17 protein-coding genes are annotated in these 16258 nt (G+C 55.8%); all 17 read left to right on the forward strand.

Annotated elements, in window-relative coordinates; all coding sequences use genetic code 11:
* Window positions 1-67 precede the first annotated feature (67 nt).
* Window positions 68-838: a hypothetical protein gene (locus SOM48_RS19115; protein ID WP_076770036.1), complete on the forward strand. Its 771-nt coding sequence runs from the start codon at window positions 68-70 to the stop codon at window positions 836-838.
* A 12-nt stretch (window positions 839-850) separates the two neighbouring features.
* Window positions 851-1804, forward strand: a complete 954-nt coding sequence (locus tag SOM48_RS19120; protein ID WP_320512786.1) for a major capsid protein — start codon at window positions 851-853, stop codon at window positions 1802-1804.
* A gap of 38 nt (window positions 1805-1842) precedes the next feature.
* Window positions 1843-2085, forward strand: a complete 243-nt coding sequence (locus tag SOM48_RS22715) for an Ig-like domain-containing protein (protein ID WP_414672798.1) — start codon at window positions 1843-1845, stop codon at window positions 2083-2085.
* 37 nt (window positions 2086-2122) lie between these two features.
* Window positions 2123-2605, forward strand: coding sequence for a DnaT-like ssDNA-binding protein (locus tag SOM48_RS19125; RefSeq protein WP_320512787.1), 483 nt, complete (start codon window positions 2123-2125; stop codon window positions 2603-2605).
* 1 nt (window position 2606) lies between these two features.
* On the forward strand, window positions 2607-2957 hold the full coding sequence (locus SOM48_RS19130; protein ID WP_320512788.1) for a hypothetical protein: 351 nt from the start codon (window positions 2607-2609) through the stop codon (window positions 2955-2957).
* Between the two features lies 1 nt (window position 2958).
* Window positions 2959-3567, forward strand: coding sequence for a hypothetical protein (locus tag SOM48_RS19135; RefSeq protein WP_320512789.1), 609 nt, complete (start codon window positions 2959-2961; stop codon window positions 3565-3567).
* Window positions 3539-3949 (forward strand): phage tail terminator-like protein, encoded by a 411-nt coding sequence (locus SOM48_RS19140; RefSeq protein WP_320512790.1) that lies wholly within the window; start codon window positions 3539-3541, stop codon window positions 3947-3949. Before SOM48_RS19135 ends, SOM48_RS19140 begins: the two co-directional genes overlap by 29 nt.
* Before the next feature lie 53 nt (window positions 3950-4002).
* Window positions 4003-4680, forward strand: a complete 678-nt coding sequence (locus SOM48_RS19145; protein ID WP_320512791.1) for a phage tail protein — start codon at window positions 4003-4005, stop codon at window positions 4678-4680.
* Between the two features lie 52 nt (window positions 4681-4732).
* A complete protein-coding gene (locus tag SOM48_RS19150) occupies window positions 4733-5044 on the forward strand; it encodes a phage tail assembly chaperone (protein WP_320512792.1) in 312 nt (103 codons plus the stop codon).
* Window positions 5045-5091: 47 nt separating this feature from the next.
* Entirely contained in the window at window positions 5092-5355 is a 264-nt protein-coding gene (locus tag SOM48_RS19155) for a DUF1799 domain-containing protein (RefSeq protein ID WP_320512801.1), read from the forward strand.
* Complete coding sequence (locus SOM48_RS19160; protein ID WP_320512793.1) at window positions 5355-9071, forward strand: phage tail tape measure protein; 3717 nt, start codon at window positions 5355-5357, stop codon at window positions 9069-9071. Before SOM48_RS19155 ends, SOM48_RS19160 begins: the two co-directional genes overlap by 1 nt.
* 69 nt (window positions 9072-9140) lie before the next feature.
* Window positions 9141-9491 carry a phage tail protein gene (locus tag SOM48_RS19165; protein ID WP_320512794.1) on the forward strand — a complete coding sequence of 117 codons (351 nt, stop codon included), beginning with the start codon at window positions 9141-9143 and terminating at the stop codon, window positions 9489-9491.
* Between the two features lie 8 nt (window positions 9492-9499).
* A complete protein-coding gene (locus SOM48_RS19170) occupies window positions 9500-10273 on the forward strand; it encodes a phage minor tail protein L (protein ID WP_312480880.1) in 774 nt (257 codons plus the stop codon).
* Window positions 10274-10285: 12 nt separating this feature from the next.
* Window positions 10286-11017, forward strand: coding sequence for a C40 family peptidase (locus SOM48_RS19175; protein WP_320512795.1), 732 nt, complete (start codon window positions 10286-10288; stop codon window positions 11015-11017).
* Window positions 11005-11604 carry a tail assembly protein gene (locus SOM48_RS19180; protein ID WP_320512796.1) on the forward strand — a complete coding sequence of 200 codons (600 nt, stop codon included), beginning with the start codon at window positions 11005-11007 and terminating at the stop codon, window positions 11602-11604. Before SOM48_RS19175 ends, SOM48_RS19180 begins: the two co-directional genes overlap by 13 nt.
* 55 nt (window positions 11605-11659) lie before the next feature.
* Window positions 11660-15442, forward strand: a complete 3783-nt coding sequence (locus SOM48_RS19185) for a TipJ family phage tail tip protein (RefSeq protein WP_320512797.1) — start codon at window positions 11660-11662, stop codon at window positions 15440-15442.
* The coding region (locus tag SOM48_RS19190; protein ID WP_320512798.1) for a hypothetical protein at window positions 15442-16258 on the forward strand (817 nt) is incomplete at its 3' end. The genes SOM48_RS19185 and SOM48_RS19190, both read left to right, overlap by 1 nt.

Consider the following 16258-nt stretch of genomic DNA (forward strand, 5'->3'; position numbering starts at 1 on the left):
TCACTTACGGCTGCCTCCGGGCAGCCTTTTTTATTGGGCGAGGCCCATAACATCCCAAGGGGAAATCATGTTAATCCGAAATATGCTCCTGAAATACTACGCACCAGAAGATGATGGCCAGGGCGGCGGGGGCGGCGGTACCGAAATTACGCCAGAAATTCAGAAGCTGATTGATGATCAGGTCGCTGCCCAGGTCTCCGGCCTGAAAACCAAAAACTCCGAGCTGCTGGGCACCATCAAGCAGCAGAAAGACAATTTGTCTCGCTTTGACGGTATCGACCCAGATGCGGTGCGCGGCATCCTGCAGCGATTTTCTGACGACGAAGAGGCAAAGCTGATTGCCGCCGGGAAAATTGATGAGGTGCTGGATAAACGCACCGAGCGCCTGCGCGCTGATGTTGATAAGCAGATCAAAGCGGCCAATGAACGCGCGGATAAAGCCGAAGCGTTCTCCGGCAAATTCCGGGATCGCGTTCTCGGCGATGCCATCCGGTCGGCAGCGTCAAAAGCTGGCGCACTGGCGGAAGCATCCGATGACCTGATCCTGCGTGCCAAAGGCACATTCCAGCTCAACGACGAAGGCGAGGCCGTAGCAGTTGATGCAAATGGCGACGTTCTGTTCGGTAAGGACGGCAAAACCCCACTAAGCCCGCTTGAATGGGCTGAGTCGCTCAAGGAGACGGCCCCGCACCTGTTCCCGCGCGCTGAAGGTACCGGCGCGGGTGGACACAAGCCAGGCGGTGGTGGCAGTCAGAAACGTTCAGAGATGAGCGCCAGCGATAAGGCGGACTATATCCGCAAGCATGGCCAGCAGGCCTTCCTCAAACTTCCGAAATAAGAGACTTACTCAATGGCTACAACTGTTAATAACGATCTGGTCATCTATGACGATCTGGCGCAGACCGCTTTCCTCGAGCGCCGCCAGGACAATCTGGAAGTGTTCAACACTTCCTCCAATGGCGCGATCCTGCTGGACAATGAGCTCATTGAAGGCGACTTCCGCAAGCGCGCCTTCTACAAAGTAGGTGGCTCCATCGAATCGCGTGATGTGAACTCCACCGGCAAGGTGAATGGTAAAAAAATCGGTGCCGGTGAGGCGGTGTCTGTTAAGGCACCGTGGAAATACGGTCCGTACGAAACCACAGAAGAGGCCTTTAAACGCCGTGGCCGCTCCGTTGATGAGTTCTCCGAAGTGATCGGCGTTGATGTCGCAGATGCCACGCTGGAAGGCTACGTGAAATACGGCCTGAAAGCGCTGACGGCTGCAATTGGTGCTAACGCCGACATGGTCGTAACCGCCGATATTGAGACCGACGGTAAAAAGACCCTGACGCGCGGCCTGCGTAAGTACGGCGACAAGTTCAACCGTGTGGTGCTCTTCGTGATGCACTCTGCCACCTACTTCGACATTGTTGATGAGGCGATTGCCAACAAAATCTACGAAGAAGCGGGCGTGGTGGTTTACGGCGGGCAGCCTGGCACGCTGGGTAAACCTGTGCTGGTGACCGACACCATGGACGCTGATGCGATCCTTGGGCTGGTAGCTGGAGCGGTTACCGTCACCGAGTCTCAGGCGCCGGGCTTCCGTTCCTACGATATCAACGATCAGGAAAACCTTGCGGTTGGCTATCGCGCTGAAGGCGTGGTGAACGTTGATCTGCTGGGCTACAGCTGGGATACCGCCAAAGGTGATAACCCTGACCTGACCGCCATCGGCACTGCGGGCAACTGGAAGAAACACTTCACCAGCAACAAATCTACGGCAGGCGTGCTGATTAAACTGGAATCCGCAGTGGGGGAATAACGCTGTCAGCGGATAAAACCTCCGCAACTGCTGACAGTATCGATGCGGTTACCTTTTCCCTGAAATACACCCGTAACGGCGCGGGCGTGTCCGGAGTAGCTGTCGTCTGGTCGTCTACTGGCGGCACGCTGAGCACTGAGGGATCACAGACCGGCTCTGCCGGCGGCGCTACGGTGAAACTTAACTCCGATACCGCCGGAACGTTCACCGTGACGGGTACAGCTGGTGGAGTGGCGCAAACCAGTGAAGAAATCACTTTCACTGCCGCTGCCGAAGACTAACTGACGGGGCGCAAGCCCCGTTTCTTTGGGTGCAACGATGATCATTACCGATATCACTTCACCGGCCATGAACAGCTATGCAGGCGAGGGGGATTTGAAAGCCTTTGCCGATCTGCGCGAGATCACGCTGCCGGAAAAGATCGCGCCATTGCTCATCCGGGCGATGGATTACCTTGAGGGGCTGGACTGGGCCGGCTGGCGAAGCGAACCAAAGCAGCCGCTGGCGTGGCCGCGTGTGGGCATCGAACTGGACGGATACGAACTGCCCGCCGGAGAGGTACCGCGTCTGGTTGTTACTGCGCAATGCATGCTGGCGGTCGAGGCGATGGATGGCGATCTGCTGGGCAGTGTGCGAGAAGCAGCTGTGAAGTCCGACCGCGTGGAGGGAGCCGTAACCACGACTTATGCCGTCGCTGACGGCGAAGTGTTCATACCGTCTTACCCGGCGGTGATGGCTTTGCTCGGCGAGCTGGCTGGTGGTCGTGGCTATGCAGTAAACGCTTTTGCGGAGCGTGCGTAATATGCCTGTTAACTACACTCGCATGAAAGCCACAAGCACGCGCCTGCTCACTGAGAACGGCGCGGCGTACCCGGTAAAGCGCAAGGGCACAGTAACTGTCATCGGCGGCATTGAGCATCGCGAGCCGGATAAGACCTTCACTGCGATCGGCGTGCGGACTGAGTATAGACCCGGCGAAATTGACGGTACGGTCATCATAAACGGCGACATGCGTATTGTGTTTACTGCTGATACCGAGCTGCGCACCGGTGACATGGTGGACGTGGACGGCAAATGGTACCGCATTGAGAAGCCCAACCCGGTCAATCCTGGCAAGCTGCTGTTGTGCTACCGCGCTCAGCTGAGGGCATAACATGGCAGATAACCAGGCGTTTATGGTGTCCATTAATGCGTTCGTCAGCCAGGCAAAGGAGCGACAGGAGGAAGTGGTGCGGGTGGTCGGCATCAAAATCCTGGCGCGGCTGGTGCAGATGTCGCCTGTCGGCAATCCAGAGCTTTGGGCGGTGAACCAGACGGCGGCGGCCTATAATGCGGCGGTCTCCGAGCATAACAGTCTGCTGCGGCAAAACCCGGACAACCTGACTAAAGCAGGCCGGCTGCGGCCAGGCCGTAAAGTTAAGGACGGCATGGACCTGAAAGCGCCGCCGGGCTATACGGGCGGGCGTTTTCGCGGTAACTGGCAGGTGTCGTTTGACGCGCGCACTACCGACGAAACAGGGCGGGTTGATAAAGCTGGCCATCTGACGATGACTGCCGGAAATGTCACACTGGGCCTGTTTAAAGTCGGTGTGCGCGATATCTACTTCTGCAATAACGTCCCGTACTCTTACCGTCTGGAGATGGGGCATTCCAGCCAGGCGCCCGGCGGCATGGTGCGCATCACCGCCGCCGAGTTCCAGCGGTATTTCAGCCAGGCAGTCAGCGAGGTTAAAAATGATACCGGACATCACAACGGCGCTTGAGTCCATGCTGGGTCTGTGGGCAGATGGCGAGGGCGTGCGGGTGTCATGGGATAACATTCAGTTCGACCCGCCTGGCGACGGGCTGTATCTGATCTCCCATGATATGCCCGCGCAGCCGTACAGCATTGATATGGCCGGGGGCTGCCGGGTCTACCCCGGCGTGTATCAGGTCACCGTCGTCGCGCCAGCGGGTGGCGGCAAATCACAGGCCAGAGTGCTGGCCCACCGCGTCGCCGGGTTGTTCCCTGAGAACCAGGATATCCCAGGCGACGGCTTTACCGCCTGGGTGACATCACCGCCCTCCATTTACCCCGGCATAGCGGACGGCGTGTCCTACTCCATCCCCGTCAGCATCAACTACCGGGCTGATATCTCAGCTTGATCATCCCTGCCGGTTCTGCCGGCTTATTTACTTTCATTTTACGGAGAATCCCTATGGGCTTCGCATTACCTAATGGCGCCACGGTATTTGTCGGCTCGAAACTCGCCACGCCTGTGGCAGTGACGGGCGTCAGCAATGCCGCAGGCGCTGTCTTTACCGTTGCAAGCGGCCACGGCCTCGCTGTAGGCGATGTGGTGCTGGTTTCCAGTGGCTGGGCTCTGATTGATAGCCTGGTGGCGCGCGTCACGGCGCAGACCACCACCAGCGTAACGATCGGGGTGATTAACAGCACCGATACCAACTTCTTCCCGGCTGGCTCCGGCACCGGTTACTTAAGCAAAGTAGCCGAGTGGACTGAGATCCCGCAGATCACCGAAGTATCACAGTCCGGCGGTGACCAGCAGTACACGCAGATCCAGTTCCTTGCCGATGACCGCCAGCGCAACCTGGCGACCTACAAGGCGGCCAAGTCGCAGACCTTTACGGTTGCGCATGACTCCACGCTGCCTATCTATGCCGTGCTGTCAGCTGCTGACCGTTCTGGTGACACGCTGCCGCTGCGCATGTATGTGCCAAAGGCGAAGGAAACGCGTTACTGGTCGGGTAAGCCGTCTTTCGATCCGCAGCCAACCACTGCGCCGAATGCCGTTGAGACGGTACAGCCAGCGTTTGCCATCCAGTCCCGCGATATCACCTTTTACAAAGATGCTGCCCCGCAGGCAGCCGCTTAATCCATTCCATTAACAGGCCCGATAGCGGGCCTTTCTTTCTGTCGAGGAACACATGACCACTAAATTTCAGCTCCAGCCCAAACCGACTTTCAAAGCAGACGTCACCATTCCGCGCGCTGGCGAAGATGATGGCGTACTTACGTTTACCTTCCGTCATAAACCGGTCAAAGAACTTGCTGCACTCGAAGAAATCGAGGGAAAAACTGCTATCGACTTCCTGACTGAAATCACCGAGTCCTGGGCACTACCGGATGAGTTCAGTCGTGAAAATCTGGAGATGCTCCTGGATAACTACCCGGGCGCGATGAAAGCGATCGTCGGCACCTATTATCGGGAGTTGACAGGTAACCGCGAAAAAAACTAATAGCGGTTGCCTCGGCGTTTTATACGCCTGAACCCTCCACCGAAGATCTGGCTGCGTTTGGCCTCAGTGCCGAAGACTACACAGAAGAAGAGCAGACCGTCGAAGTTTGGCCCGATGTTTGGACTGCGTTCGCCGTCTTCCAGTCAATGAGCACTCAATGGCGCACGGGCATGGGCGGCATCACCGGGCTGGATTACAACGTGCTGCCCTGGCTGATGAAGCTGAACGGGGTGGAGGATGAGGCAACCGCGTTAACGGATATCCGCGTAATGGAAAGCGTGGCGCTGAAGATTATGCATCAGGGGGCGTAATGTCTGATATTGCAACAATTTCGCTCCGGGTGAATACCGCCGAGCTGGAGCGCGGGAACAAGGCGCTGGACGATTTCCAGCAGACGGCCGGCAGCGCGGCAAACAAGGCCGATGATCTGAACAGCGTTTTCCGGGCGGGTGCCGACAGTCAGAAAAAAAACACTCAGAGCCTGAAAGAGCAAAAAGAAGAGTTGCAGGCTCTTCTGAATAAAATCAGCCCTGTTAACCGAGCAATGGATGAGCTGGAAACGCTGCAAAGCAAACTGGCTGGCTTTCGCGGTAAGGGACTGCTCGGTAATGAGGATTACAGCCGGTTTAGCGCAGTGCTGGATACCACCCGCGATAAATTATTTCAGGTCATGGAAGCAGAGACCGCCGAAGGGCAGGAGCGACTGAAGCTGGCTCAGGACACGCAACGTGCCGCCGCAGCGCAGGACTCGTTCCTGAAATCTGTGAGCGAGCAGGCTGCTACCTTCCGGGCCTCAAAGTCAGATGTGCTTGAGTATCGGGCCTCCATACTGGGTTTAACGCAAGAAGCCGCCCCACTGATTCAGCAAATCAGGGAAAGAGAACTGGCTATCGCCAGTGAGGCTGTGCAGACCCGGATTGCCGCACAAGAGCTTCGTGAGAAACAGGCCGCAGAGCGCCAGGCGTTAGCTGAAGCATCCCGGCTGCAGTCACAAAATGATAACTTCGTCGAGTCTCTCCGTAATCAGGCTCAGGCTATCGGTAAATCACGTGCTGAGGTGCTTGAGCTGAAAGCGGCTCAGATGGGACTGCTGCAGGAGGCCGGACCGTACATCGCTGCGCTTAAGGCGCAGGAGGCCGCAACCGCACAGGAAGCAGCAAATAAAAAAGTTTCTGCCATGCAATCCCGCATGCTCAGGGATGCGATTGCAGAGCTGGAGGCTGCAGAGCGCGCCGAGGCATCCGAGATGCAACGTGCGCAGAATATCCGCGACTCATTTATTCGGACCCTCGAAGAGCAGGCGACATCGATCGGAAAAACACGGGTCGAATTGCTGGAAATAAAGGCTGCCCAACTCGGTGTTTCCCAACAGGCTGCTCCTTTCATCGAAAAGCTGCGTGAACAGGATGAAGCGTGGAGGAAGGGCGGGATCAGCGCCGGGCAGTACCGGCAGGCATTGAGAATGTTGCCAGCGCAGTTTACGGATATCGCCACGTCCATTGCTGGTGGCATGCCATTGTGGATGGTGCTGATCCAGCAGGGCGGGCAAATCAGTGATTCTTTTGGAGGTCTGGGCGGGCTTTTTCAATTTATCAAGGAAGAGGTTCTTGGGTTTAAAGAGGCAACAGACGACTCTTCAGAATCACTTTCAGAAAATGCGAACTCACTGGCTGAGAATGCCGAACATGGCAGGGGTATGCTTTCTTTCCTGACTCCTGCCAGGCTTGCTGTTGGTGGGCTTGTGGGGGTGGCTTCACTTCTGGCAATTGCATGGTACAAAGGCGCCCAGGAAGCCAGTGAGTTCAACAAGCAGCTTATCTTAACCGGAAACTATGCTGGTAAAACGGCGGGGCAACTTAGTCAACTTTCCAGGCAAATAGCTGATGATGCTGGTGTGACAATAGGAGAATCATCGGCAACTCTGGCGAAAATTGTTGGGTCGGGAAGATTTGATGGAAATAAACTTGAGGTTGTTGCCAGAGCAGCTGCGGCCATGGAAGATGCGGTTGGGCAGTCAGTAGATACTACGATAGCTAATTTCCAGAAACTTTACGACTCACCAGTAAAGGCGTCCATTGAGCTAAACACTCAGTTGCATTACTTAACTGCGGCGGAGTTTCAGTACATTTCGGCTCTTGAGCGCCGCGGTGATAAGGAAGAAGCAGGGCAAAAAGCTGCTGATAGTTATAGTCGGGCAGAACAGCAACGCAGCCAGCAGGTTATTGACAACCTTGGCCTTATTGATCAGGTGATTCGTGGCGTATCTGATACATGGAAAGCATATTGGGATGCAGCCTTAGGTATTGGTAGAAAAGAATCGACAGCTGAACAGCTTGAGGTTGTGAGGCAAAGAATTAAAGAAATCACCAATCAATCCCGTCCAGGTGTTTTTGGTATGGGTAATGTCGGTGATGGTGGTGCTGCAAAAAGGGAGTTGGCGGCATTGCTTCAGCAAGAGAGAGAGCTTGGGTTTGTTATTAAATCTCAGGAAGGTTTTAACCAGAAAAGGGCTGAGTTTAATAAGATAAATCAAGATGGTATTGATGCGCAGATATCGTTTAATAAATATTTGGATGCTGGAACCACTCAGGCAGAAAAAAGAGCTCTTGCACAAAAGGATTTGAACAAAGCTATTGCCGATAACGCGAAAGCAGTTAAGGCGACGCAGGGCTTGCCTTATGAGCAGAGAGTCAAACCATTGACTCCTGAACAAATATCTAAGGCCCGAGCTGGCATCGAGAAGCTGTATAAAGATCCAAAGATCCCTAAAGCCAAGGGCATAACGGTGGCCGCAGGCGATCGTGCCGAAGATTCTGCGCAGGCTGAACTTCTGGCCCTCCAGGCTCAGCTGAAAACCCTTCAGGATCACCGCTCTGTCAATGACACCATCAGTCAGCAGCGTAAAGACCTGTATGCCGCTGAATCTAAATTTGCCGTCTTGGAAGCGGCCGCGAGCACCCGGCAGTTATCGAAGCAGGAGAAGTCTCTGCTGGCGAGCAAAAATCAGGTGCTGCAACTTGCGCAGCAGAAAGCTCTTCTTGGTGACCAGATCACCGCTCAGGAGCAACTGAATAAGCGGATGGATACGGCGCAGAAGTACGTTACTCAGATGGTGGAGAAGCAAGCCGGGCTTGCATCTGGAGCCACAATGAGTGACAGACTTGCCGGGCGACAGGCGTCTATGTCCCAGCTGCGTAGTGGCTGGCTCAATGCGGGCGGTAGTCTCAGCGATAACGGTTATAAACAGGAGTTAAAGGCCGCCAACGATTACTATGCAGCAGAAGACAAGCTACGTGGCGACTGGATGGCAGGTGCCAGAAAAGGCTGGGCCGAGTACCTTGATGCGGCAACCAACGTTTATGGCTCAATGCAAAGCGTAGCGCAGTCAGCCTTGGGCGGTATATCAGATATGCTGACAAACCTGGTCACTACCGGAACGGCCAGTTTCAAAAGTTTTGCCGCCTCCATGATGAAGATGATCGCTGATGTTATTAATCGACTGCTGGTGGCGTACACCGTGCAGGCCGCAATGGGATGGATTTCTGCGGGTACCTCATCAACAGGTAGTGGTGCAGGCCAGTCTTTTGCTGTCCCGTCTTTCCGGCCAGCGTGGAACGGGGGATATATCCCTGAATTCGACACCGGCGGTTACACAGGCGATGGTGGCAAATATCAGCCAAAAGGGGTGGTACACGGCGGTGAGTTCGTCTTTACCAAAGAGGCCACAGCTGCAATCGGTGTCAATAATCTTTATGCGATGATGCGTGGTGCTCAGGGATATTCTGAAGGTGGGGTTGTCGGCAGGCCGCCTATGCTGGGGCTCTTGTCCGGTTCTGGTAATGCTGCACCGGTAATTAACACCACTGTAAATGTCGATGCCAGTGGTAACGCTTCGGCTCAATCCAGCAGCTCTGGGGACGCTATGGGGCGCGCCATGGCGGCTGAAATACAAAACGCTGCAACCCTGGTAGTTCAGAAGCACCTGAAGCCGGGGGGCATGATCTACAACTTTACGAAGGGACGTTAGTTTTCAAAGGTATATTGCCGAATCCCTGATGCCAGCCTCGCTTATGCGGGGCTTTTTTATGGAGCAAACATGGCTGTTGAAACCTATAAATGGCCCGCGCAACTTGGAGCGGGCGCAATTGAATATAACCAGACAATCCGGGCCTCACAGTTCGGTGACGGTTATGAGCAGGTGGCTGAAAATGGCATCAACTCTACTGCCATTCAGGTTCCGATGATTTATGTTGGCAAAGAGGTGCTGATAAACGAAATTCGCTCATTCCTGCTTGCTCATACCGTTAAGGCTTTCATCATCGCGCCACCCGGCGAGGAGAAGGGGTTGTATCGGGTCGTCAAAGATTCTGTGCGTAAGAACCAGATCAGCAGCAACGCAGCAGAGCTTACTTTCACCATAAAGCGCGCCTACGGCGTCTATGCCTGAGGTCAACCATGACAGCACTTATTGATACGGCAGCCATGCTTGCACCTGGCGGAAAAGTCCGGCTGGTGGAAGTGGACGCCTCAGAATTCAGTGGTGGTATTCACCGCTTTCATTACAGTCCTTTTCCGCATACTCCACGGGAGATTGACGAGGCGCAGGGTGACGAAAGCAAGCTCGGGCCTAAGCCTGTAGTCTTCGATGGTGAGGTCTATGATTTTTGGCCTTTCCAGTTAACAGGCCTGGCTCTCTCAACTGACCAGGCGGCAGAGCCGTCACTCAGCGTCTCAAACCTTGACGGCCATATCTCCGCGCTATGCCTTCAGTTTAAGGACATGGTGAACGCGAAAGTGAGCATTATCGACACCTATACGGTGTATCTGGATGCGGTGAATTTTCCCGACCACGTTAATCCCACTGCCGATCCGACTATGTTCACGCTTCAGACCTTCTGGCTGGATACCAAAACGTCCGAAGATGACGAGGTGGTGACCTGGGCGCTAAGCAGCCCGGCAGACCTGCAGGGGCTGGTAATTCCCACCAGACAAATTACTTCCCTCTGTGAATGGGCGCTACGCGGACAATACCGGAGCGGTGACGGTTGCACCTATAACGGTACGGCTTACTTCGATGCAAAGGGAAACCCCGTAGCGGATCCGGCCCTTGATGTCTGCGGCGGTTGCCTGAGTGACTGTCGGAAACGATTCGGTGCCGGGCTTGCAGAGCCAAACGCGGCGATCCTCGATTTTGGCGGCTTCCCGGCGACGGTTCTTTTCACTCGTTAAACGGACATACCAATGAACAAAACCATAATGTCGGCTATCCGGGCGCATGCGCTAGAGGAATCCCCGCGCGAGTGCTGCGGATTCGTTATCCAGTCTGGCCGTCGCCAGCGCTATATCCCCGTATCGAACACCCACGAAAACCCGACCGAGCATTTCCGTATCGATGGCGAGTTCTGGGCGAATGCTGAGGACATCGGTACAATTATACGCGTTATACATTCCCACCCCGGCGACGGTGCACGGCCTATACCGTCAGACCTGGATCGCCAGCAGTGCAACAACTCCGGCGTGGTCTGGGGCGTTTACGCGCCGGACAGCGATGAATACGCCGAGATCATGCCCGAGGCGGTGCCGCTTATCGGCCGCCCGTTTATCCTGGGTTCACACGACTGTTGGGGGCTTATCATGGACTGGCACGCCACCCAGGGCGTCACGTTAGACGATTTCCGCGTCGATTATCCGTGGTGGGAAAGCCAGTACCCGGACAACTTCTATTTCGATAACTGGGAGCAAGAAGGCTTCATCGAATGTGATCCGGCGCCCGGTTGCATGGTCATCATGCAGGTTGAATCCGATAAGTGGAACCATGCGGGCATTATCACTGAAGATGGTGAACTGCTCCATCATCTGTATGGCCAGCCCTCCTGCATTACCCCCTATGCCCGCGGCTATTTCAAGGACAGGACGATGATCTGCGTTCGCCACAGGAGCCTGCCAGAGGAGATAAAGCCATGGCGCGTTTAACCACTATTCGCCTGTATGGCGCGCTGGGCGCCCGGTTCGGGCGAGTGCATAAGCTGGCGGTGCAGACATCCGCCGAAGCGGTAAAGGCCCTGTGCATCAACTTCGACGGGCTGGAAGACTACCTGATGAACGCCAAAAAGAACGGCATGACCTTCGCCGTGTTTCGTGGAAAGCGCAACATAGGCGTGCAAGATTTCCAGGAGCTGGCTGGTAACAGTGATATTCGTATTGCGCCGGTTATGGAGGGGGCGAAGAAGGCGGGTATGTTCCAGACCATCCTGGGGGCAGTGATGGTGGTCGCCGGTATTATCGTCGGCGTGGCGACTGGCTGGACCGGTGTAGGTCTCACCTTTGGTGCCGGGCTTATCATGTCAGGCGCATCAATGATGGCCGGCGGCATTTACCAGATGCTCTCTCCACAGCCTAAAGGGCTACAGGGACGCGACGACCCTGACAACAAACCAAGCTACGCCTTCGGCGGTTCGGTTAACACTCTGGCGATGGGTAATCCGGTGGCGCCACTTTGGGGCGAGCGGGAAATTGGCGGTGCGATCATCAGTGCCGGCATAGTCGCGGAAGACATTTGATACTACCCCTCTGACCAATAAGCACCCAATCGGGTGCTTTTTTTATGGACACATTATGGAAACGATCACTGGTGCAAAGGGCGGCAGCCAGAAGCAGCACACGCCTGTAGAACAGCCAGATAGTGCCCAGTCGATGGCGCGCTGCCGCATGCTGCTGGCGCTTGGTGAAGGGGAATTCGCCGGCGGCCTGGATGCAACTCGTATTTTTCTGGACGGGACGCCGCTGGGCAATGCCGACGGGACGATGAATTTTGAAGACGTCACATGGGATTTCCGGCCGGGCACCCAGACACAGACCCCGATCCCTGGCTTTGCCGCGGTCGAGAATGAAACCAGTATTGGCGTATCGCTGACGAAAGTTGCCTCCTGGACCCGCGCGCTGAGTAATACCCAGATTGATGCGGTGCTCGTGCGCATTGGCATTCCCGGCCTGCAACAACAGCAGAATAATGGCGATATCGTTGGTACGACTGTCAAATATCACATCGACCTGGCTGTAGACGGCGGCGCGTTCTCGACGGTTATGACCAGGAGCGTTACCGAGAAGCTCAGCTCGCTTTATGAGCTTACCCACCGCATCAACCTTCCCAAAGCCACTACCGGCTGGCAGATTCGCGTGGTACGCGATACGGACGACAGCACCAGCCAGCTGCTGCAGAACAAAACGCAGGTGCAGGCCATCACAGAGGTTATCGACGCTCGTCTTCGTTATCCGCACACAGCACTGTTGTATGTGTCGTTCAATGCAAAATCATTCAGCAATATACCGAAAATCTCCTGTAAACCGAAGGGGCGCATCATCCGAATCCCCTCAAACTACGATCCGATAGCCCGTACTTACAGCGGCACCTGGGATGGCACGTTCAAGTGGGGATGGTCGAACAACCCGGCATGGATCTGGTTCGACGTTCTGACCGAACCACGTTTCGGCCTTGGCCGCCGCATCACGGCGGATATGCTGGATAAGTGGGAGCTATACCGCATAGCCCAACGTTGCGATCAGAAGGTGCCCGACGGAAAGGGCGGCAGCGGCACCGAGCCGCGCTTTATGTTTGACGTTTATATACAGTCTCAGGCCGACGCATGGCAGGTGATCAAGGATATCGCCGCCGGGTTTAACGGGATGACGTTCTGGGGCAACAACATGTTCAACGTTGTCTCTGACATGCCGGCGGATACGTCGAAACTGCAGATCCTCAACCGCGCAGCAGTGATCGGCAAGCCGGTCTACTCAAGTGGCAGTGAAAAGACCCGTTTTTCCAGCGCGCTGATTAATTTCAGCGATCCGGACAATCACTATCAGGATCGAACTACGGCGGTGATGTTCCCGGACCTGGTGAAACAGTTCAAGTTTAAGCAGACGCAAATCACAGCGATCGGCTGTACGCGAGAAAGTGAGGCTCAGCGGCGTGGTGGTTGGGCGGTGTATTCCAACTCTCTTGACCGCATTATCACCCTACAAACTGGGCTTGATGGCTATGTCTATGTGCCGGGCACGGTGTTTGCCTTTGCCGATGAACGCCTTTCTGGTCGCGTGTACGGTGGTCGAGTTGCCGCGTACAACGCCGGGCTGAAGGCTGTGACAACTGATCGGGGCACCAGCGCGGTTGCTGGCGACACGCTGATGATTCGCACGCAGGGTGGAACCGTCGAAAGTCGGGTTATCCAGGCTGTAAATGGAACGCAGCTTGTGGTGTCCACGCCCTTCAAGGCGGACCCTTTGCCGAATGTAGTATTTGTTATAGACGCCGGGCAGTTGAGATTACAGTACTTTAGAGTAACTAATCTGACGTTCAATGATGAGGAAAACACCTACTCCATCACAGGGGCAGAATATAACTCCTCTAAATATGACGCGGTTGATAATAATGCCCGGCTGGATACGCCGCCGATCAGCCTGATTCCGACCGGGCTTGTTAATCAGCCGACTAATATCCAGGTATCAAGCTTTGAATCGGTACGACAGGGCCAGCGCATTACTACACTGATCGCCTCCTGGGATGCGCCACTTGATAAAAATGGCAAGCCTCAGGCTGATGTTATCTCATACCAGGTGCAGTGGAAGCGTGGAGATAATGAATGGATTAACGTGCCAGAAACAGGACTGCGCAATATAGAAGTGCCCGGTATTTTTGAGGGTGACTATCTTGTACGCGTGCGTGCCATCAACTCAGGAGGGGCTTCTAGTCTGTGGGCCTCTTCACTGCTGACACACCTCAAGGGGCGCGCGGGCGATGTTCCAAAGCCGGTAGGTCTGTCTGCGTCAGAGGATGTCGTATTCGGTATCAATGTCACCTGGGGTTTTCCGGAAGATACTGGCGACACGCTGAGCACGGAACTGCAGTACAGCCTCGCTGGGGACGGCTCAAACCCGATGCTGCTGGCGGCTGTGCCTTACCCGCAGAAACTCTACCAGCAGATGGGGCTCAAGGCCGGGCAGGAGTTTTGGTACCGGGCCAGGCTTGTTGACCGTACCGGCAATCAGTCAGCCTACACCGACTGGATCCGCGGCCAGTCTAGCTCCGATGTGACGGACATTACAGAGGCGATGCTCGCGCAAATCAAGGACACCGACCTGTTCAAAGACCTCATCGAGAACGCTGTGGACAGCAGTGCGAAGGTTGCGGAACTGGCCGAGGCAGTGAAGCAGAACGCCGACGGTCTGGCTGCGGCGGCAGGCGCAACGCGGCAGACAGCAGAAGCCATTATCGGTAATGCCCTGGCGATCGCGGATGTTGTTGTCCGCCAGTCTGCCCAGCAGGGCGCTAACTCCGCGAAATTTGAGCAGCTGCGCGAAGTTATCGCCACCGAAACCGAAGCGCGCGTTACCGATGTGACGCGGCTGGAGGCTAAAACACAGCAGAACGCCGCCGGCATCACCGAAGTGCGCCAGGCGCTGGCAAACGAAACCGAGGCACGGGCTACAGCTGTCGATCAGCTTACCGCGCAGACGGAAGAGAATAAGGCCAGTGTCACAGCGCTGACGCAGACCGTGACGGATCTGGACTCCTCGACCGCCTCGCGCTTTGAGGAGATTTCAGCAGAGATCGCAGGCATTGATGGCAGTGACATCAGAGGGGGAATACAGAGCAACTCCATCGCGCTGATCACCACCACGCTGGCGCAGGTTAACGATCGCACACGGCTCAGCGTGCAGTACGGCGACAACAAGGCCGGGATTGAGCGTGTTGATAACGTGATGGCCGATGCCAGCCAGGCTGTCGCGGAGTCGCTCAGGTCGATGGATGCCAGTTCCGGCGCCGGCACGGCAAACACCACCGACTTTGCGAAAACCATGGCTGACTTCTCGCAGGTTTCGGCGACAAAAATCAATACGCTTTCAGTGACAGTCAACGGGCAAAGTGCGGCGATAACGCAGGCATCGCAGGCAGTCGCAGATATCAGCGGCAACCTCAATGCGATGTACAGCATCAAGGTGGGGGTGGATGCGAACGGGCTCCGGTACGCCGCAGGCATGGGTATCGGCGTGCAGAACACCCCGGCGGGCATGCAGTCGCAGGTCATTTTTCTGGCCGACCGTTTCGCTGTGATGTCGCAGGCAGGCGGAACGGTGAGCCTGCCGTTCGTTATCCAGAACGGGCAGACATTCATCAACGAGGCCTTCATCAATTACGCGTCGATCACCCTCGCACGCGTGGGCTCCTGGTATTCAGCAAATTACGTGGCGGGGCAGACCGGGACCATCATGAAGGCGGACGGGACGTTTGAGGTCAACGGCGCGGTATCAGGCCAGGGACGCATGCAGATAACGAATAACCGTATCATCTCTTACGATGCACAAAACCGGCCGGCAGCCGTTATGGGGCAACGCTTATAATGCAGATGTTTATTGCAGGGACCAGCTTTGACGCCATCAACGCCATGGCGGCCAGTTATGTTCTGGATGTCATCACCATTAACGGCACAGGGAGCAAGACCTACTCCCTTTCCGGTGTGTCGCTGACATATGCCATTGTGAATGATTTTATGGGAGGGCAGTTAACGGGCGCGACCTACAGCGTCAGTGTCAGCGGATTAACCGTGTCGTGGAACGTCAATAATGCCGTCACCCTTATTGTGTACGGCAGCCCGGTAGCGGGCACGCAGAGTGACTACTTCGGCTTCCAGCTGTTCCAGTACATAAACGGGGCGAGGACGGTCAAGCTGGCCCCGAATTATGTGCCGCTGTGCCTGCGCCAGATTATAGATGTGCCGGCCGGCGCGCGAACTGTGCAGACGCAGGTTCCGGCGGGCAACCCGGTAATGTGTTTTCACCGTCACACCGGCGAGGCGATGGACTTGTGCTGGTGGAAGCCCGTCACGGCCAGCGGGTATCACGCACTGCAGTTCCCCACTGCGGCAAGTAACCAGACCGGGTGCCGGGTGTATGTATTTTCGAATATTCTCGCGAATATCCCGGACTATGGCTTCTTTCTCTACCGGGCCGGACAGATGGTCTGGCACAGCAACTGCCTCCCGCTGCAGGTCATTCCTCTGACTAACGGGGATATCACCAGTGCCACGCCGCTGGCGGTGTCATCGAGTGTCACGTCACATATCTTCGTGCCTCAGGACCCGGCATATCCGACGGGATACAGCAATTTCATGTGTGCATCAGCGGGAAAAGACGGGGCTGCATATAAAGTGCAGGTCG

The organism is Kosakonia sp. CFBP8986 (assembly GCF_034044935.1).
GTDB lineage: Bacteria > Pseudomonadota > Gammaproteobacteria > Enterobacterales > Enterobacteriaceae > Kosakonia > Kosakonia cowanii.